This window comes from Thermotoga sp. RQ2, from assembly GCF_000019625.1.
GTDB classification, from domain to species: domain Bacteria; phylum Thermotogota; class Thermotogae; order Thermotogales; family Thermotogaceae; genus Thermotoga; species Thermotoga maritima.
In genome coordinates, this window is the sequence record NC_010483.1 from 548100 (window position 1) to 566998 (window position 18899).

Below are 18899 nucleotides of genomic sequence, written 5' to 3' on the forward strand. Positions count from 1 at the left end.
GGGTTTTCTCAGGAGGGAAAGAGGATGTACGATGCGGTAATCATAGGAGGAGGACCCGGAGGTTACGTCTGCGCCATAAAACTTGTACAGCTTGGAAAGAAGGTCGCACTTGTCGAAAAAGATGCCCTCGGGGGAACCTGTACCAACAGGGGATGCATTCCAACGAAGGCGATGCTCACAGTCTCTCATCTCATGGATGAAATGAAAGAGAAAGCTTCAAAGTACGGCTTGAAAGTCTCAGGAGTCGAATACGACGTTGATACCATAATGAAACACGTTCAAAAGAGTGTGATGATGTCAAGAAAGGGAATAGAGTATCTGTTGAACAAGAACGGAGTTGAAGTCTTCAAAGGAACGGCCGTCGTGGAAAACAAAAACACGGTTGTCGTCCAAGAAACGGGAGAGAAACTGGAAGCAAAGAATCTTGTTCTCGCACACGGATCCGTTCCCTCCGTTTTTTCTCCCTTCGATATCGACGGAGTCTGGACGAGTGATGACGTGTTCAATTTGAAAGAATTTCCAAAGTCGCTTGTGATAATAGGCGGTGGTGTCATAGGTGTTGAATTCGCAACGTTCTTCGGTTCTTTCGGTGTGGATGTGACGATCGTGGAGATCGCAGAACACATCCTCCCTTACGAAGATTCGGATGTGGCAGAAGAAGTGAAAAAGGCCCTCAAAAGGAAAGGTGTTAAGATCCTGGAAAAAACAAAAGTTTCCTCCCTGAACAGAGTCAGTGACGGCTTTGAAGTCGCACTCGAAAATGGAGAAACCCTGAAGGCAGAAAAGGTCCTGCTCGCCGCAGGAAGAAAGCCCAACATACCGGAGGACGTGAAGGCTCTCGGAGTGAAGATAGAAAAAGGAGTCGTCACTGATAGCAGGATGAGAACGAACGTGGAAAACGTTTACGCGATAGGAGATATCAGAAGTGGAATCATGCTCGCTCATGTGGCCATGTACGAGGGAATAGTCGCTGCAAAGAACATCGCGGGAGAAGAGGAAGAAATGGATTACTCGGCCGTTCCGAGTATCATCTTCTCCTCTCCGGAAGTGGCATCTGTCGGTGTGAGAGAAAAAGACGTGAACTCCGAAGAAGTTGTGATCTCCAAGTTCCCGGTTTCTGCAAACGGAAGGGCAAGAACGATGCTTGAAAACATAGGGTTTGCCAAGGTCATAGCGGACAAGAAGGATAGAACAGTTCTCGGCATGAGCATCGTTTCACCATCGGCTACCGATATGATCATGGAAGGTGTCATAGCCGTGAAGTTCAGAATGAAAGCGGAAGATCTGGAGAAAGCCATTCACCCGCATCCAACGCTGACAGAAACCATCCTCGGGGCTCTTGAAGGGGTCTCAGGAAAACCCATTCATCTGTGATACGTGGTAGCACTCTTTCCTTAAAGGGCAGACACCGCACTTCGGAGTTTTGTTGCAAAATTTTTTCGCGTGTTCCACGATGAGCCCGTGAAATTCCTGGTAAAGACGAACATCTTCTGGATAGTGAGTCATAAAAAGCTTTTGCACTTCGTCGTAGTCGTTCAGTTCGATGTTGAAGATTCTCTTCAAAAGTCTTCTTGTGTAGCTGTCAACGACGAAAATCGGTTTTTCCAAGGCGTAGAGCAGAATGGCATCGGCGGTTTCTTTGCCGATGCCTTTTATTTTGAGGAGTCTTTCTCGTAAAATATGTGTTGGAAGATCTCTCAGACGAGATAGATTGTAGTTGTATTCTTTGAGAAATTTCAACAGTGCCTTGAGACGCTTTGTTTTGATGTTGAAGAACCCCGCTGGTTTTATGAGCTCTGCTACCTTCTCCTCGGGAAGAGAATCCAGTTCTTTCAGCAGGTTGTTTCCTTTGACTGCGTTTTTGATGTTTTCCATGACACGTTCAACGTTCTTCCAGTTCGTGTTCTGGGTGAGGATGGCAGTTATTACGATTTCCTCAGGTGTTCCGGGCCACCATTTCCCAACCGATCCGTGTATTTCCAATAACTTTCTGTAGAGTTCTGTCAGTCTCATACTTAAAATTATACGGGGGTGAACCAGATGAGCATCATCTACAGGAGAAGGAGTATCAGAAAGTATCAGAAAAAGGACGTTCCGGACGAACTGGTGGGAGAGATCATCCGTGCCGCCATGCACGCTCCTTCTGCGTGCAATCAACAACCGTGGCATTTCGTTGTTATCAGAAACGAAGAAACAAAAAAGAAAATCGCGGAGATCCACCCTCATGCACAAATGTCTGCAGAGGCGCCCGTTGTAATCCTTGTCTGTGGAGATCCCACACTTGAAAAATGCAAAGGCTACTGGGTCCAGGATTGCTCTGCCGCCGTGGAGAACCTTCTTCTGAGAGCGACAGAACTCGGTCTTGGAGCCGTGTGGTGTGGAGTTTATCCAAGAGAGGAAAGAGTGAAAGCCTTCAGAGAGCTTCTTGGAATACCCGAACATGTCGTTCCTTTCGCCATTGTTCCTGTGGGATACCCCGCAGAGCAACCTGCCCAGGTGGACAGGTTCAAGCCCGAAAGGATCCATTACGAAAAATGGTGAAAAACATTAACAAACAGATCCATCTTTTTAGAATCTCCACCAACAATTTTTTGAGATGTAACTAAACAAACCACAATATATTGTGGTAAAATCTTAACAGATCTCACCGGAAGGGGGTCCTTCCCTTGTATGTGAACCGAATAGGAACTTTCCGGGATCATCCAGATCTCTATGGGGTGTCGGTTTACTTCCAGGGGTGCGATGCGAAACCAAAATGCTACATGTGCCACAATCCAGAAACATGGCATCTTTCAGAAGAATACAAAAGACCCGCAGAGGTTGTGACAAAGATCATCGATGAAAAACTCTCGAGTCTTTTGAGGTACTTCCCAAAAGCCGCCCTCGTCTTTCTCGGGGGAGAACCCCTCGCACCGTACAACAGAGAAGAGACGCTTTCTCTTTCGAAGATGTTCAAGGAAAAGTACGGAGAACGCTTGACGGTAGTGCTGTTCACCTGGAGGCTTCCGAAGGACATCGTAAAAGAGAACCTTCTCAAGTACGTTCAATACGTGGATGAGTTTGTCATGGGAAGGTACCTCCACGCTTATCGTCAAGATGGATTTCCAGCTTCTAAAAACCAGATTCATATTGACAGGAGAACTTTTGAGAGAATGATCGAAGCAGTGTTGAGGAGGGGACACTATGAAGGTTCAGTATTCGTTCGAAAGAGAATTTGAAGAACTGATGAGTGATCTTCTTTCCAAGTACGGTTATGAGATGTTCCAGATGGACGGCCTCGGCGACCAGCTCGATGTGGTAAAGTTCACAGAAGACTTCGTGAGACGGGGAATCATCGAGTCTACGATCGACGCAAACGCGAACGTCAGGGTCACAAACATCAGTACTTACTTCATCGAGATATCTAAGCCGCACACGTACCTCTACTCGCTGTACAGGATCTGGCAAAAGATGAAGGAGATGTTCGGAAAAGAGGTCGCAGACGAGTTTGTTGAAGCGCAGATAAACGGTGCCGTCTATCTTCACGACAGACACCACGCAGCTCTCATGCCTTACTGTTTCGCCTACACCCTGCAGCCCATAGTGGAGAAGGGGCTTCCGTTCATAAAAACCATAAAATCCGAGCCCGCAAAGCACCTGTCCACATTCATTCAGCATGTCATTCAGTTCGTGATGTTCGCGTCCAACCAAAGCTCTGGTGCGGTTGGACTTCCTGACTTTTTCGTCTGGATGTGGTACTTCGTCAAGAAAGACCTCGAGGAAGGAATTATTCCTCGCGACAAACTCGACTGGTACATAGAACAGCATTTCCAGATACTCACCTACTCGCTGAACCAGCCCATCAGAACAACGCAGTCTCCGTACACGAACTTCACGTACCTCGACAGAAACTACATAAAAGCGATTTTCGAAGGGGAAAGATACCCAGATGGTTCTTTGATCACAGACCACGTGGAAGACATCATCGCTCTGCAGAAACACTACTGGGAGTGGGTGTCAAAGGAAAGAGAGCGCCAGATGTTCACTTTCCCTGTACTCACAGCAAGCCTTCTCTATAGAGACGGCAAGTTCCTCGACGAGGACAGCGCTCGCTTCATAAACAAAATCAACATGAAGTGGCAGGACACGAACTGGTACATCTCCGACTCAATAGACGCTGTGGCGTCCTGCTGCAGGCTCACATCGTCTACTCAAACTCTGAAGAAGTTCTCACTCTCGAGCGAAGAAGAAGAAAAACTGAAAGGAAGGATGAACTCTATCGGTGGATCGGACCTGAACATCGGATCCTTCAAAGTGATCACGATGAACCTTCCAAGAATCGCTCTTGAAAGCGGCGGAGACAGAGAAAAGTATCTTCAGATTCTCAGGCACCGCGTTCAGCTCATCAAAAAAGCCCTCGCCGCAGTCAGGGAGATCATAAAAGAGAGAATATCCGAAGGACTTCTTCCTCTCTACGAAAACGGTCTAATGCTTTTGAACAGACAGTACGGAACCATCGGTGTCACTGGTGTCTGGGAGAGCGCCTCGATCATGGGATTGACCACGGAAGACATCGACGGTCTGAAGTACACAGAAGAAGGAGAAGTGTTCGTAGACAACGTTTTGGACACCATCCGAGAAGAAGCGGAAAAGGGATACCATGAGTACGGCTTCACCTTCAACATAGAACAGGTACCCGCAGAGAAAGCGGCTGTGACTCTTGCTCAGAAAGACAGATTTCTCTTCGGTGAGAAACAGCCGTTCGAGATCTACTCCAACCAGTGGGTGCCTCTCATGGCGAACACGGATGTTCTCAACAGAATCCGCTACTCCGGAAAATGGGACAAAAAGGTGAGTGGAGGAGCGATTCTGCATATCAACCTCGGAGAATCTTTCAAGACGGAGGAAGAATCCTTCAACATGGTGAAAATGATCGCGGACATGGGTGTAATGTACTTTGCGTTCAACACGAAGATCAGCGTGTGTGAGGATGGACACGCGTTCTACGGAGAGAGATGTCCTGTCTGTGGAAAAGCCAAAGTAGATGAATACATGAGAATCGTAGGGTATCTCGTTCCCGTTTCCGCTTTCAACAAAGAAAGAAGAGAAATAGAGTATCCCAGAAGACAGTTCTACGATTCGCTGACAATCAGAAGGTGATCAGCCCCCGCACAACGCGGGGGTTTTTTGTGGTACAATTATTATTGAGAATTAGTTTCAACTTTTTTGGAGGTGAGTTTCATGAGGGTGAAGCACTTTGAACTCCTCACGGACGAAGGGAAAACATTCACTCACGTTGATCTTTACGGGAAGTACACCATCCTCTTCTTTTTTCCTAAAGCAGGAACGAGCGGTTGCACGAGAGAAGCCGTCGAATTCTCCAGGGAAAACTTCGAGAAGGCTCAGGTAGTAGGGATCTCCAGAGACAGTGTTGAAGCATTGAAGAGATTCAAGGAAAAGAACGATCTCAAAGTGACTCTCCTTTCAGATCCGGAAGGAATTCTCCATGAGTTTTTCAACGTTCTGGAAAACGGAAAAACAGTTCGATCCACCTTCTTAATAGACAGGTGGGGCTTTGTGAGGAAAGAGTGGAGAAGAGTGAAGGTCGAAGGACATGTTCAGGAAGTGAAAGAAGCTTTAGATCGACTGATAGAAGAAGACCTTTCACTGAACAAGCACATAGAGTGGAGAAGGGCAAGGAGAGCGTTGAAAAAAGACAGAGTACCGAGAGAGGAGTTAGAACTCCTCATAAAAGCAGCTCATCTTGCTCCTTCGTGCATGAACAACCAGCCGTGGAGGTTCGTGGTAGTGGATGAAGAGGAACTCCTCAAAAAGATACACGAAGCACTTCCCGGTGGAAACTACTGGATGAAGAACGCACCCGCTTTGATAGCGGTTCATTCGAAAAAAGACTTCGATTGTGCACTCCCAGATAACAGAGATTACTTCCTGTTCGACACTGGGCTTGCCGTGGGAAACCTCCTTGTTCAGGCAACACAGATGGGCCTTGTGGCTCATCCCGTTGCAGGCTACGATCCTGTGAAGGTCAAAGAAATCTTGAAAATCCCTGAAGATCACGTGCTGATAACCTTGATCGCTGTAGGATACCTGGGAGACGAAAGTGAGCTTTCCGAGAAACACAGGGAGCTGGAACGCTCAGAAAGGGTGAGAAAAGAGCTCTCCGAAATTGTCAGGTGGAACCTTTAGTCTTCTTTTCTCAGAACGAGTGACGCTGTGTAAAAGACAAACATAAGACCAGCTAAGAACATGATCACTGCGGTGATAAGGTACCTGCTGAACGGAAATATCTCAAAGCCCAATGAGTACCTGATGAGTTCCACACCATATTTCACAGGTAGGAAGTAAGAGACAACTCTCAGATAATCAGGGAGGAACGAGACCGGAAAATAAACACCTGTTAGAAACATCATAATGGTGAAGAGAATCACAGCAGCATCCGTTGCCACATCGGATTTCTTGAACAGAATTGATATCAAAGCTCCAAGCGCGATGAAGGATAGAACAGAACTGACGACGGATATCAAAAAGAGAAACACGTTCAGTTCGTAGCTTGCTTTAAAGATCAAAGTTCCCAGCAGCATTATGAGAGCGGTGCTCAAAATTCCGTAGAACATCCTCGCTGAGATGAGACCAAAGACAAAGGAAAAGTTTCCAACGGGAGTTGCTTTGAGCCTCTTCAAAAAGCCTCTTTCACGATAGCGGGAGAACACGTCCACGGTTCCAAAGAGCCCGATCGAGAGTAGAGATACGGCGATCACACCCGTGAGGGTATAATCGAAAGATGTGAGCTCTCTTGCGGTTTTCAGAACTTCTTTTTTCACCATGATGACGGGATTCAGACCGTTGAGGAGCCTTGTGACCTTGTTTTTGAGGGAGATTTCCCAGGAGTCGAGAAGCGATTGATAGTATTCGTCCGTTGTGTTTCTTATAAAGATGATTCTTTCTTTCTCCACCACCGCCACTTCGTGGTAGTAGCCCTTCAACTCCTCGAGCGAGGTGTAAACATCTCCAAAATCCGAAAGATCGTAATCGACGGTCACAACTGCTGTTTTCACAGAATTGCCGGAACCGCCAAAAAGAAAACCAAAAATCAGAAGAAACATGACGGGAAAAGCAATGCTGAAAAAAGTGGAAATTTTATCCCTCCACGATTCTTTCCACATAGCAGAGAACAGAGCCAAAAACTCACTCAACCATCATCACCCTCCTCCAGTTCAAAAAAAAGAGAACTAAAGAGAGTACTATCCACACGATCGGCACTAAAAAGTGATTCGAGTAAATCGTTCTGTATCCGAAAGATCCCCTCAGATAATCCACCAAGTAGGTTGCAGGATTTCCAAGAACAACCGCTTTGATCGGCCAAGGAATTCCGGAGACATCGAAGTAAAAACCTCCGAGGAACATGAACACCTGGTTGAACACCTGCGAAGCTGCACTCAAAGCGGAGAAGGTTTTGAACAAAGACACCATGAGCAGAGACACACTCAGAAACGTAAGAAAGGAAAGAAGCACACCGCCTAAGAAGGATACATTGATGGGGAACTCTATTCCGTACACAAAACGTGCAAAGAGCGTCACAGAAGCGGAAGTGATGGACATGGCAAAAAGTCCGCAGACGACTATGGAGAAAAAGTAGTGATGACCTCTCAGTGGAGAAGCAAGAATTCTTTTCAAAATTCCCTGCTCTCTGTAGAGAGCGAGCTGATACGGAACAGTGAAAAGGCCGACGGACATCACACCCACAAGAAGAACGGCAGGAAGAATGTAGTGAGAGTAATTAATAGCCTGCCTTTCTTTTTTTCTGTACTCCACTTCTACCTCCTTAACCTTTCTGAGTTGAAGATCAAGCGACTCGAGTATGTTAGAAACAACGTTCGCAAGGACAATGGATTCCTGCCTCTCCGGAGCGTAAAGAATGGTGATCTCCACAGGAACAGAGATCTTCGTTTTGGAAAAGATGATAGCTTTTGTGAAAAGATTGTCTAAGTTTTCTGGCAGGATCACACAAACATCGATCTTTCCGTATTTGAGGTCTCTTTCAGGGTTCTGTGTTCTGATGATCTCGATACCGGATGGGAGATGGCTGAACACACTCTCTACCAAACTACTCTCTCCCACAAGTCCTATCCTCAGGTTCATGTTAGAAGACATATCTCCGAAGATGGATACGAGAATGAGATAGAGGAGTATTGGAAAAAGGAAATTCCAAAAAAGAACGCTCTTAGTTCTGAAGTAATCGTTTTTCAGAATAGAAACAACAAGATGCCTCATTCTCTGAGATCCCTGCCTGTGAGCTTCAGGAAAACATCTTCAAGATTCGGTTTTCTTATCACGATGTTTGAAACGTTCCAATTTTTCAGGAGATCTTTTATGAGTTCTTCTGGGGCGTCAGTTTCCACGACGTAGTGGTTCTCTTTTTTCTCCAAGTATCTCACGTTCACGTCCTGATCACAGTCAAACTCGACGACGGTTTTCAGCCCGGAAGAGCTTATGAGAGAGGAAGGAGTTCCTTCTGCTATGATCTTCCCGTGGTCTATGATGCAGACGTGGTCAGATAGTCTCTCTGCCTCTTCCATGTAATGGGTGGTGAGAAAGATGGTCTTTCCAAGATTTTTGAAGTGTTCTATGGTGTCCCATATCTGCCTTCTCGCCTGTGGGTCAAGACCTGTCGTTGGTTCGTCGAGGAAAACAATCTCCGGATCGTTGATGAACGCCACAGCCACTGCGAGCCTCTGAAGCTGACCCCCAGAGAGTGTTTTCACCATTTTTTTCTCTATGTTTTCAAGAGAAAACAATCCCATCACTTCTTTGAGATCCAATCCCGTTCCGTACAGCCCGCGGAACAATTTGAGGGTTTCCCAAACGGTGAGGTTTTCAAAAAACGCACTTTTCTGGAGACACACACCAATTTTTCTCTTCGTTTCTCTATCCAAGACATCCTTTCTCTCACCGAAATAGTAGATCTCCCCGGAGTCTTTCTTTCTGAGACCTTCGAGTATCTCAACGGTCGTGGTTTTTCCCGCACCGTTGGGTCCAAGAAAGGAGAAAACAGTTCCACGCTCCACGGTGAAACTTATCCCGTCCACGGCCTTCACGTCACCGTAGTGTTTCTTCAGATCAACGACTTTCAAAATCTCCAGAAAAAATCCCCCCTTTGAATGTAATACTACCATACATTGAAACAAAAAAGCGCCCCTCACGGGCACTTTTGTTTAAAGGATGCATTGAAATTTGTTGAGCTTAGCGGAGATCATCGATACAAGACAAGTTTCCGTACCTCTAAGGAAGTATTGAAACTCGCAAAGAAATTCGAAACATTCGACGGAAAAATCGTGTTTCCATACCTCTAAGGAACTATTGAAACTGAAGGAATGGAGAAGCGTAACAATCTATTATAACGGTTTCCATACCTCTAAGGAACTATTGAAACGAAGCAGGAACTTTTGCAAGCTCTTAGCAGGGCATTCTAGTTTCCATACCTCTAAGGAACTATTGAAACGTGATCAAAAGGAGTTTGCAAGATGGCAGAGTAATTTTGTTTCCATACCTCTAAGGAACTATTGAAACTCGGGACTGTAAACGAGTGCTCCGGCGGAAATGCCCAAGTTTCCATACCTCTAAGGAACTATTGAAACAAAGTAATGAGCTGGGTCAAAATTGCCAAAGAAACATAGTTTCCATACCTCTAAGGAACTATTGAAACCCTCCCTCACAGCAAGTCTGCGAGTTCTAAAAGGTGTTTCCATACCTCTAAGGAACTATTGAAACCTTGTATGCATAGTAAGAATTCTTCAATCCTTTCTTTCGTTTCCATACCTCTAAGGAACTATTGAAACATGCGACCTTTATAAGAAACTCGACTGGTTTTTCGAGTTTCCATACCTCTAAGGAACTATTGAAACTCCTGAAAACAAGGAACAACAGTAGCACGAAAAGTGGTTTCCATACCTCTAAGGAACTATTGAAACTTAAACGTGCAAACAGATTGATGAAGGGAAAGTCGGCGTTTCCATACCTCTAAGGAACTATTGAAACCAAGCATGAATGGACACTTGCACCACAGCCAGGCTTGTTTCCATACCTCTAAGGAACTATTGAAACGATCCACGTCCTTGGGGAAGAAGGATACATATCCCCCAGTTTCCATACCTCTAAGGAACTATTGAAACGAGAAGAACAAAAAGGAGAAGATCAAGAAGAAAAAGAAGGGTTTCCATACCTCTAAGGAACTATTGAAACAGGGAAACCCGTTCATCGAATTCCCTCTGCACGCACAAAGTTTCCATACCTCTAAGGAACTATTGAAACCTCCAGCATTAAGCAACTTGCTGACGAAATCACCTTGTTTCCATACCTCTAAGGAACTATTGAAACGGTTTAAAACGAACGATGGCTGGATAGCTGTAGAGTTGTTTCCATACCTCTAAGGAACTATTGAAACCGTGTCCTGGTACTGGCTTATCGACACAGACGAAGGTTTCCATACCTCTAAGGAACTATTGAAACGCAAGCGATTTTCTGCGTCACCAAAGCACGTGGGGATTGGTTTCCATACCTCTAAGGAACTATTGAAACAGTTTGACCTTTCACAAGAGAGAAGGGATTATGAAGGTTTCCATACCTCTAAGGAACTATTGAAACGTGCTCCCTTACTCTTTCATATCCACTACAAACATGTTTCCATACCTCTAAGGAACTATTGAAACGTGCTCCCTTACTCTTTCATATCCACTACAAACATGTTTCCATACCTCTAAGGAACTATTGAAACGCTGGCACCATCTTCCGAACTCAAATACCGTCGCCAGGGTTTCCATACCTCTAAGGAACTATTGAAACTAAGCTCGCCTCCTTTTTTAAATTAAATCGTCCAGATTGTTTCCATACCTCTAAGGAACTATTGAAACCCGTTGAGTTCAAGAGAAATTATACCACAAACACACTCTGAAAGCAAGATGTTTTTTTATCTTCCATATCCTCCCTTTCCATAAACCATTCTAACACACAAGAGAGCACCTTCAAGTACTGTTTGGAAAAATGGAATAATTGCATAGTCAAACAAGAAAAGAACACAAGCAAAAAACAGAAGATAAATTATATCAACCTACGTCAGGGCATTTTGGGGTGTTTCTGGTAAAAATCGATTAGTTCCATGTTTCACAAATAGATGAAAGAAGGTATTCCTCAGTGTGTTAGAAGTTAACTGTTAACTTCTCGAATTCAAAGCACTTACGCATCATCGATTACCACAAATTCTCTTCATATTGTCTCTTCATATCATCCATTATTCCCTTTTTAACGCATAGCTTCCGGTACCACAAACCCGCATGAAATTTTTCGTTACCGGTAATTGCATACTCTATATCTATCTTCCAGTGCCAGATACACACATCACCTACTTTGTGAATGATTGGAACTAACCTGGTTTGTATGCATAAAACATAATATGTTAAAACAAATATATTTCACACTAACACAAAAGCAAAGAACAGAGTGGTAAAATTTTTCAAAACTTTTTTGGAGGTGTTCTGAGGTGATCGTTCTTGTGTTCCTTGGGGGTATCCTCGCGGGCTTTTTAAATGTTCTTGCAGGTGGTGGCTCAATGATCACACTTCCTATCTTAACTGCTCTGGGACTCGGAATAGATGTTGCAAACGGAACAAACAGGATCGCCATAATACTTCAAAATCTTGTGGCAATTGAAAGGTTCAAAGCCAAGAAGGTTTTGAAAATAAAAGAAGCGATTCTTGTTGCTTTGCCGGCCATAGTGGGAGCGATTCTGGGAAGCTCCATAGCGGTTCAGATAGAAAAAGAGATGCTTCAGAAAATCGTAGGTGTTATCTTCCTCGTTATGGCCGTTTCTCTTGTCTGGAAACCCAGAATCTGGCTTGAGGATAGATTCGTCAAAAGAAACTGGGTTCTCATATACATCGTCTTTTTTCTGATCGGTATCTACGGTGGGTTCATTCAAGCGGGGGTCGGTTTTCTTCTCATGCCTGCGATCGCTCTTCTTCTTGGATATGAACTGGTCAAAACAAACGCTGTAAAAGTTTTCATCGTGGCTTCTTACAATATAATCTCACTTGTGATCTTCATTCTGAACGGAAAGGTGAACTTCCTCTACGGTTTCATTCTTGCTCTTGGGAATATGACTGGTGCGTGGCTCGCTGCCACTTTCTCCATCAAAAAAGGTGCAAATTGGGTGAGATGGATCGTCTTTACAGCAGTAATCGTGGTTGGAATAAGATACGTTTTTTAATTAACTTTCAATCAAAAAGAAATAGAAGTGTGCCATGATAGAAGATGGAATAATGCATAAAGTGAGGGAGGTGTACCAGTGACAAAGAAAGAACCTGGAATAATCGTTGGTGTAAGCAACAGGCATGTCCATCTCTCAAAAGAGGACCTGGAGATTCTCTTCGGCAAAGGCTACGAACTCACCCCCATAAAAGATCTCAGACAGCCCGGTCAGTACGCAGCGAAAGAGACAGTGACCATAGTAGGACCGAAAGGCGCGATAGAGAACGTTCGCGTACTGGGACCTGTCAGAAGAGAAACACAGGTCGAGATCTCCAGAACGGATGCCTTCAAACTCGGACTCAGACCCCCTGTTAGAGACTCGGGAGATCTCGAGGGAACACCGGGAATAGTCATCATAGGTCCAAACGGCATTCTGGTTAAAGAGAAGGGAGTCATCATAGCAAAAAGACACATACACATGCACCCAAAGGATGCCGAACACTATGGAGTTAAAGACAAAGATCTTGTGAAGGTGATCGTTGAAAGCGGAGACAGAAAACTGATCTTCGATGATGTTCTCATAAGAGTGAGGGAAGACTTCGCACTGGAATTCCACGTGGACACAGATGAAGCGAACGCAGCGATGCTCAACACCGGGGACTTCGTTTATATCGTGGAGTTCTAAAAAAATAAAAAGGGGAGCGTTCGCTCCCCTTACTCTTGAACTTCCACCTCGATCACTTTCTTCTTCCTTTCTTCTTTCTTTGGTACCCTTATCGTGAGAACACCGTTCTTGTACTCTGCTTTGATCTTTTCTACGTCAACGTAGTCTGGGAGTCTGATTGCCCTTTCGAATTTTCCAGCGCTTCTTTCAACGTAGTAATAGTTTTTACCTTTCTGTTCTCTTTCGAGTTTCTTTTCACCAGAGATCTTCAAAATGTTCTCTTCAACCGTTATTTTGACGTCTTTTCTGTCTATGCCTGGGATTTCTACTTCTATCACTACTTCATCGTCTGTTTCGTACACATCCATGTCTGGTGCAAAGAACTCCTTAGCGGGTCTGACCTCCGTCCTGAAGAAGTCATCGAAGAGCCTGTCGATCTCCCTCTGGAGTTCCCTGAACGGCCTGAAGATGTCTTCTCTTCTTCCAAGGAGCATCGTGTCACCCCCTTTTCACTGGTTCGATGTTTCTCCACCAGTTGCAGATTTGTAGAGGTATTCTCCTATCTTCATACTTTCCTTCTGGAGATCATCGAAGAGCATCTTCACTTTTGGTATGTCGTTTCTGTTTATCGCGTCTCTGAGTTCTCTGATCATGTCTTCAAGTCTGGACTTGAGATCCGCTGGTATCTTATCTCCGTGTTCTTTCAGAGTCTTTTCTACGCTGTATGCGAGATCGTCTGCTCTGTTCTTGAGTTCGATTTCTTCTTTGAGACGTTTGTCCTGTTCTTCGTATCTTTTCGCATCTTCTATCATTCTCTTTATTTCGTCTTCGGAGAGCTTGTGTCTTCCTGTGACTACCATGGACTGTTCTTTTCCAGAACCGAGATCTTTTGCGGAAACGTGGACTATTCCGTCGCTGTCTATGTCGAACGTGACCTCTATCTGAGGAACACCCCTCGGTGCCGGTGGAATTCCAACGAGTTTGAAGCTTCCAAGGAAGATGTTTTCCCTCGCAATCGGCCTTTCACCCTGATAGACTCTGATTTCTACTTCGGTCTGACCGTCTTCAACCGTTGTGAAGATCTTGCTCTTCCTCACGGGTATCTTGGTATTTCTTGGGATTATCGGTTCGAAGAGTCCGCCTTTGACTTCTATTCCGAGTGTTAGTGGTGTTACATCGACGAGAACGATATCTCTTCCCTTTGCTCCTTCGGTGCCCGCAAGTATCGCCGCCTGGATCGCCGCTCCGATAGCAACTGCTTCGTCCGGGTTGACGCTCTTGTTGGGTTCTTTTCCGAAGAACTCCTTTATGAACCTCTGCACCATTGGAACTCTGGTCATACCGCCGACGAGTATGATTTCGTCGATATCCTGTGGTGAGAGCTTTGCATCGTTCAGTGCCTGTTCGATTGGGCCTCTTGTCATTTCAACGAGATCTCTTGTGAGCGATTCGAAGAGACTTCTGGTGATTCTCATTTCAAGGTGCAGAGGCTGTCCGCTCGGAGAAACAGCGATGAACGGCAAACTCACATCGGTTTCCATCTTCGTTGAAAGCTCTATCTTGGCCTTTTCGGCAGCGTCTCTCAATCTCTGAAGCGCCTGTCTGTCTTCTCTGAGATCTATTCCGTGCTGTTTTTTGAATTCCTCTGCCATCCAGTCGATGAGTCTCTGATCGAAGTCGTCTCCACCGAGGTGGTTGTTACCAGCTGTAGCGATGACCTCGATCACACCTTCTCCTATCTCGAGTATGGAGACATCGAACGTTCCACCACCGAGGTCGTAAACCAGCACTTTCTCTTCTTTTCCAGCTTTATCGAGTCCGTAAGCGAGGGCCGCTGCGGTTGGTTCGTTGATGATCCTCAAGACCTCAAGACCTGCTATGATTCCAGCCTCTTTCGTTGCCTGTCTTTGGGCATCGTTGAAGTAAGCGGGACAGGTGATGACGGCTTTCTTTATTTCACCACCGAGGTACGCTTCCGCGTCGTTCTTCAGCTTCTTGAGAATGAACGCGCTGATCTCCTGAGGAGTGTATTCTTTATCGTCTATTCTCACTTTGTAATCAGTTCCCATTTTTCTCTTTATGGATTTTATCGTTCGTTCAGGATTGAGTATCATCTGTCTCTTGGCGGGTTCTCCTACGAGTATCTCTCCACTCTTTGTGAACGCAACCACGGATGGTGTGACCCTGCTTCCTTCAGCGTTCGGTATCACTTCAACTGTACCGTCCGGTTTCATCCAAGCTATAACAGAATTTGTCGTTCCAAGGTCTATTCCCACAACGAATTCTTTCTTTTCTGCCATTGTGCCACCTCCTCAGAACCTTTTCTCATCCATGAGAAATTATAGTGAGGCACAGAATGGGATGTCAAGGGGTCGTATGAGAATTTGTACAAACATATATTCGTCTCATAATGATGGAAATCGAATATATAATTTTTTAGAAACAATATCGTATAGCAAATGAAACTTTTGAATGATAATAACAATTCAGATCGAAAGTGAGCTATAATTTGTTCTGTCGGGGAGGGATCGAAGTGAAGATCGCGGAAATCTCTTCGAGAAGACCCATAGCCATCTTTATGCTGTTGACAGCTGTTGTCTTCCTTGGTTTCATTTCGTTTCAGCATCTCAAGCTGGATCTTCTTCCTCAGATAGAGTACCCTTACGCTGTTGTTATAACCACGTACATGGGAGCGGGCACGGAAGAAGTCGAAGAACTCGTAACCAAACCTCTTGAAGGGTACATTTCCTCAACTCCGGGTGTTAGAAGGTTCACCTCCATGTCGATGGATTCCGTTTCTTTCATCCTCGTCGAGTTCGACTGGAATGTGAAAACCTCCGAAGCCGTTGGAAGACTCTCAAGGTACGTAGATCTTGCCACTCGCGACCTGCCAGAGGGTGCGAATCCTGTGGTCGTAGAGTTCGATCCTTCCTTACTTCCCGTGTATGCTTTCTCAACGGAAGATGACTACGAAGATGTCGTGTCGAAAATCAAAAGACTGCCGGAAGTCGCCAGTGTAGAATTGATGGGAAAACCAGAAAAAATCGTCGAGGTTATACTTGATCAGGAGAAAATAAAACGGTTCGATGTCGATCCTTCGTTGATAGAGACCATCCTTTCAGGGAATCTCGTTTACCCGTTCGGCTATGTGAGCGATTCTGAAGGAAACATTTACCCCGTTTCCGTCGATGGCCGGTTTGAGAACATAGAAGATCTCAAAAACACAATCGTTGGTTTCAGGGGAGTGAAATACCAGTCCCTTCTGCAGGGTAAGGTACCGAACATACTCGTTCCCGTGAGATTGAGAAACATAGCCGAGGTTAATATAACGAACGAAAGCGTTCAGGGAGAAGTCAGGGTCAACGGAAAGAAGGCTTCTCTCATCGCTATCTACAAAAGAAGCGGTGCGAACACCGTCAAAACTGTCCGTGAAATAAAGAGGATACTGAGAGATTCCAAAATAAATTACATAGAGGCCATGAACCAGGCTTATTACACTGAAAGAGCGATCGACAATCTTCTCAAGAATCTTCTCTACGGCTTCATCGCGGCTTTCGTGGTGGTTTTGATCTTTTTGAAGGATTTCACGTCAACCATCGTCACTTCGTTTTCCATTCCGCTGTCCCTCACGATCACCTTTGTTCTTCTTTACGCCTTCGGCTTGAACCTCGACACGCTCACGCTGGGCGGTCTCATCATGGCACTGGGAATGCTGGTGGACAATTCCATAGTCGTGTTTGAGAACATATACCGCCATCGCTCCCTCGGTGATCCAATACCGGACGCTGCGAGAAAAGGTGCGGGAGAGGTGTGGCTGGCGATTCTTGCTTCCACACTCACAACCGTTTCTGTTTTTCTTCCCATAGTGTTCTTCACAGGTTTTGTAGTGAGACTGTTCAAGTATTTCGCCATTGCGTTCGTCTTCGCACTTTCTTCTTCGCTGTTCGTATCTACAGTCGTCGTTCCAGCGGGTACAAGGTGGATAAAGCCAAGAAGGGGAAAACTCACCGAAGCACTGCAAAAGCATTATCGGAAGGCATTGGAATGGTGTTTGAAGAGAAAGAAACTGGTCCTGGTGATTTCTTTTGCTCTGGTTGCAATCTCCGTGATTTACCTTCTTTCGAAACCTCTGGGTTTTCTCCCGTCTTTCCAGACGAATCTCATGGTGATAGATGTGAAACTTCCCTCTCAGTCGTCTTATGAAAAAACCACCGAAGCTGTAGAGCAAATAGAAGATTACCTGAACAAACACAGAAACGAGTACAAAATCTCTTCTTTCTACTCGGAAGTTGGAATAACGAATATCTACTCTCAAATAATGGGAAGGGGACAGAACGAAGCAAGAATAATGGTGAACCTCGGAGGAAGCAGGAGGGAATTCGCGAAAAACAGAGAGAAACTGAAGAATGCCATCTCCCAGCTGAACATTCCAGAAGCGAAAATAGAAGTTCTTGAGCAATCACAGCAGATATACGAAATTCTGGGCTATCCTGTGACGATCGAAGTGAGAGGAGATGATCTTTCTCTGATACAGGAAAAAGCAAAAGAAATCTTCGAGCGTTTAAGGGAACTGCAGGAAGTCAAAAAGATTCAGATAAGAAATTCCTTTGAAAAGGAAGTCCTTCATGTGAAAATAGACCGGAACAAAGCCCTCATGAACGGTGTGGTGACAGGCCAGGTCTTTTTGGATCTCCAGACCTACCTTCTCGGGAAGAAAATCGGAACACTGAGAACGGAAGAAGGAACACTTCCCATCGTTTTGAAAAAGGCAAAATCTTTATCTCCCGAAGACTTATCGAAGATTTCGCTTACTGGTCTCAAAGGGGATGTCTCTCTTGGTGCAGTTTCAAACATATCGAGGGAAACACTTCCTTCTATAGTGGAACACTCCGATGGAGAACGTGTTGTTTACGTGGATCTGGTGAGTATAGAAGGTTCGATCGGCGAAGTTGCAAAGAAAGTAGAAAATCTCTTAAATGAAATTGATCTTTCTGGTGTAAAAGTGGAAATCACCGGACAGAAAAGTTTCATGGACGAAGCGTTTTCGGAGCTTCAGTATGTTGTTTACATAGCGATCGCACTCGTATACATGATTCTCGCTGCGCAGTTCGAGTCTTTCACACTGCCTTTCATTATATTCTTCACCATACCCTTCGCTGTCGTTGGGGTTGCCTTCGCGGTTTTCGTGAACGGATACTCACTGAATGTACCCGTTCTTGTTGGTCTTCTCACCCTTTCGGGAACGGTTGTGAACAACGCCATCGTGATGCTGACAAGAATAGAACAGATAAGACAGGAAAAAGGTCTCTTAGAGGCCACACTTGAAGGTGCTCAGAGCAGGTTGAGACCCATCCTGATGACCACCTTCACCACGATCGTTGCGCTTCTACCAACTGCACTTAGCCACGCAGAAGGATCGGAAATAGAGTCTCCAATATCGTGGGTGGTGATCTTTGGAATGCTTATATCCATGCTGTTCACTTTGTTTGTGATCCCTGTGATCTACACTGCGATCAGAAGAAAAGTCAGAGTATAGATGAGAGCTTCTCAACTATCTTCTCACAGCTTTCTGGATCGCGCACAGCAACGAATATGGTATCGTCTCCTGCGAGAGTGCCCACTATCTCGTCTATGTCGAGTCTGTCTATAACCCGAGCGATACCGCTTGCGGTACCTGGTATCGTCTTTATGACGATGAGATTCCCTGCCCTGTCTATACTCTCAACGAAGGATTTGAAGTTTCTTTTCAGCTCTTTCCATGGATCGATCACAGGGGTTTCATCGAGAAGTTTGTACACGTAGTTTCCGCTCTCGTCCATGATCTTCACGGCACCTATCTCTTTCAGATCTCGAGCGACGGTCGGTTGAACAGCTTTTATTCCATATTTTTTCAGTTCTTCTACGATCTGGAATTGATTACTTATTTTTTTCTCATGTATAATCTTCCTTATCAGTTCCTGTCTTCTCTTCTTTGAAATTTTCAATTGAAAACACC

General features: G+C 45.1%; 15 protein-coding genes and 1 CRISPR repeat array. Of the genes, 8 read left to right on the forward strand and 7 right to left on the reverse strand.

The features are described from left to right. The first annotated feature begins 24 nt into the window (after nt 1-24). Nucleotides 25-1374, forward strand: coding sequence for a dihydrolipoyl dehydrogenase (gene lpdA, locus TRQ2_RS02800; protein WP_012310611.1), 1350 nt, complete (start codon nt 25-27; stop codon nt 1372-1374). On the opposite strand, the gene TRQ2_RS02805 is transcribed toward lpdA, so the two are convergent. Further along, nucleotides 1351-2013: an endonuclease III domain-containing protein gene (locus tag TRQ2_RS02805; protein WP_012310612.1), complete on the reverse strand. Its 663-nt coding sequence runs from the start codon at nt 2011-2013 to the stop codon at nt 1351-1353. The genes lpdA and TRQ2_RS02805 overlap by 24 nt on opposite strands. Nucleotides 2014-2040: 27 nt before the next feature. Here TRQ2_RS02805 and TRQ2_RS02810 point away from each other — a divergent pair, with 27 nt between their 5' ends. The 4 genes from TRQ2_RS02810 to TRQ2_RS02825 all read left to right on the forward strand — a co-directional run bounded on the left by TRQ2_RS02810 (nt 2041) and on the right by TRQ2_RS02825 (nt 6186). Then, nucleotides 2041-2541, forward strand: coding sequence for a nitroreductase family protein (locus tag TRQ2_RS02810; RefSeq protein ID WP_012310613.1), 501 nt, complete (start codon nt 2041-2043; stop codon nt 2539-2541). Nucleotides 2542-2666: 125 nt separating this feature from the next. Then, complete coding sequence (gene nrdG, locus TRQ2_RS02815; protein WP_012310614.1) at nt 2667-3218, forward strand: anaerobic ribonucleoside-triphosphate reductase activating protein; 552 nt, start codon at nt 2667-2669, stop codon at nt 3216-3218. Further along, the gene (locus tag TRQ2_RS02820) at nt 3184-5139 is read left to right on the forward strand and encodes an anaerobic ribonucleoside-triphosphate reductase (RefSeq protein WP_012310615.1); all 1956 of its coding nucleotides are present in this window, start codon (nt 3184-3186) and stop codon (nt 5137-5139) included. Before nrdG ends, TRQ2_RS02820 begins: the two co-directional genes overlap by 35 nt. A gap of 81 nt (nt 5140-5220) precedes the next feature. Continuing rightward, entirely contained in the window at nt 5221-6186 is a 966-nt protein-coding gene (locus TRQ2_RS02825) for a nitroreductase family protein (RefSeq protein ID WP_004083209.1), read from the forward strand. Here TRQ2_RS02825 and TRQ2_RS02830 read toward each other — a convergent pair. The 3 genes from TRQ2_RS02830 to TRQ2_RS02840 are packed head-to-tail and all read right to left on the reverse strand — an operon-like array spanning nt 6183 to nt 9173. Further along, nucleotides 6183-7193: an ABC transporter permease gene (locus tag TRQ2_RS02830; RefSeq protein ID WP_004083210.1), complete on the reverse strand. Its 1011-nt coding sequence runs from the start codon at nt 7191-7193 to the stop codon at nt 6183-6185. The genes TRQ2_RS02825 and TRQ2_RS02830 overlap by 4 nt on opposite strands. Next, the gene (locus TRQ2_RS02835; RefSeq protein WP_012310616.1) at nt 7186-8271 is read right to left on the reverse strand and encodes an ABC transporter permease; all 1086 of its coding nucleotides are present in this window, start codon (nt 8269-8271) and stop codon (nt 7186-7188) included. Before TRQ2_RS02835 ends, TRQ2_RS02830 begins: the two co-directional genes overlap by 8 nt. Continuing rightward, nucleotides 8268-9173 (reverse strand): ABC transporter ATP-binding protein, encoded by a 906-nt coding sequence (locus tag TRQ2_RS02840; protein WP_010865109.1) that lies wholly within the window; start codon nt 9171-9173, stop codon nt 8268-8270. The genes TRQ2_RS02835 and TRQ2_RS02840 overlap by 4 nt, the downstream gene beginning before the upstream one ends. Nucleotides 9174-9267: 94 nt before the next feature. Continuing rightward, nucleotides 9268-10907: a CRISPR direct-repeat array (repeat unit 30 nt; unit sequence GTTTCCATACCTCTAAGGAACTATTGAAAC). A 626-nt stretch (nt 10908-11533) separates the two neighbouring features. On the opposite strand from TRQ2_RS02840, the gene TRQ2_RS02845 reads away from it, so the two are divergent. Both TRQ2_RS02845 and TRQ2_RS02850 read left to right on the forward strand, forming a co-directional pair. Then, complete coding sequence (locus TRQ2_RS02845; protein ID WP_004083192.1) at nt 11534-12259, forward strand: sulfite exporter TauE/SafE family protein; 726 nt, start codon at nt 11534-11536, stop codon at nt 12257-12259. A gap of 78 nt (nt 12260-12337) precedes the next feature. Then, on the forward strand, nt 12338-12925 hold the full coding sequence (locus tag TRQ2_RS02850) for a phosphate propanoyltransferase (protein ID WP_008193527.1): 588 nt from the start codon (nt 12338-12340) through the stop codon (nt 12923-12925). Nucleotides 12926-12954: 29 nt separating this feature from the next. Here TRQ2_RS02850 and TRQ2_RS02855 read toward each other — a convergent pair whose 3' ends face one another. Both TRQ2_RS02855 and dnaK read right to left on the reverse strand, forming a co-directional pair. Then, complete coding sequence (locus TRQ2_RS02855) at nt 12955-13398, reverse strand: Hsp20/alpha crystallin family protein (RefSeq protein WP_004083188.1); 444 nt, start codon at nt 13396-13398, stop codon at nt 12955-12957. A 15-nt stretch (nt 13399-13413) separates the two neighbouring features. Further along, nucleotides 13414-15204: a molecular chaperone DnaK gene (gene dnaK / locus TRQ2_RS02860; protein WP_004083187.1), complete on the reverse strand. Its 1791-nt coding sequence runs from the start codon at nt 15202-15204 to the stop codon at nt 13414-13416. 233 nt (nt 15205-15437) lie between these two features. On the opposite strand from dnaK, the gene TRQ2_RS02865 reads away from it, so the two are divergent. After that, nucleotides 15438-18440 carry an efflux RND transporter permease subunit gene (locus tag TRQ2_RS02865; RefSeq protein WP_012310617.1) on the forward strand — a complete coding sequence of 1001 codons (3003 nt, stop codon included), beginning with the start codon at nt 15438-15440 and terminating at the stop codon, nt 18438-18440. Here TRQ2_RS02865 and argR read toward each other — a convergent pair. After that, the gene (gene argR, locus TRQ2_RS02870) at nt 18430-18888 is read right to left on the reverse strand and encodes an arginine repressor (RefSeq protein ID WP_004083185.1); all 459 of its coding nucleotides are present in this window, start codon (nt 18886-18888) and stop codon (nt 18430-18432) included. The two genes, TRQ2_RS02865 and argR, sit on opposite strands and share 11 nt — an antisense overlap. Nucleotides 18889-18899: the final 11 nt, after the last annotated feature.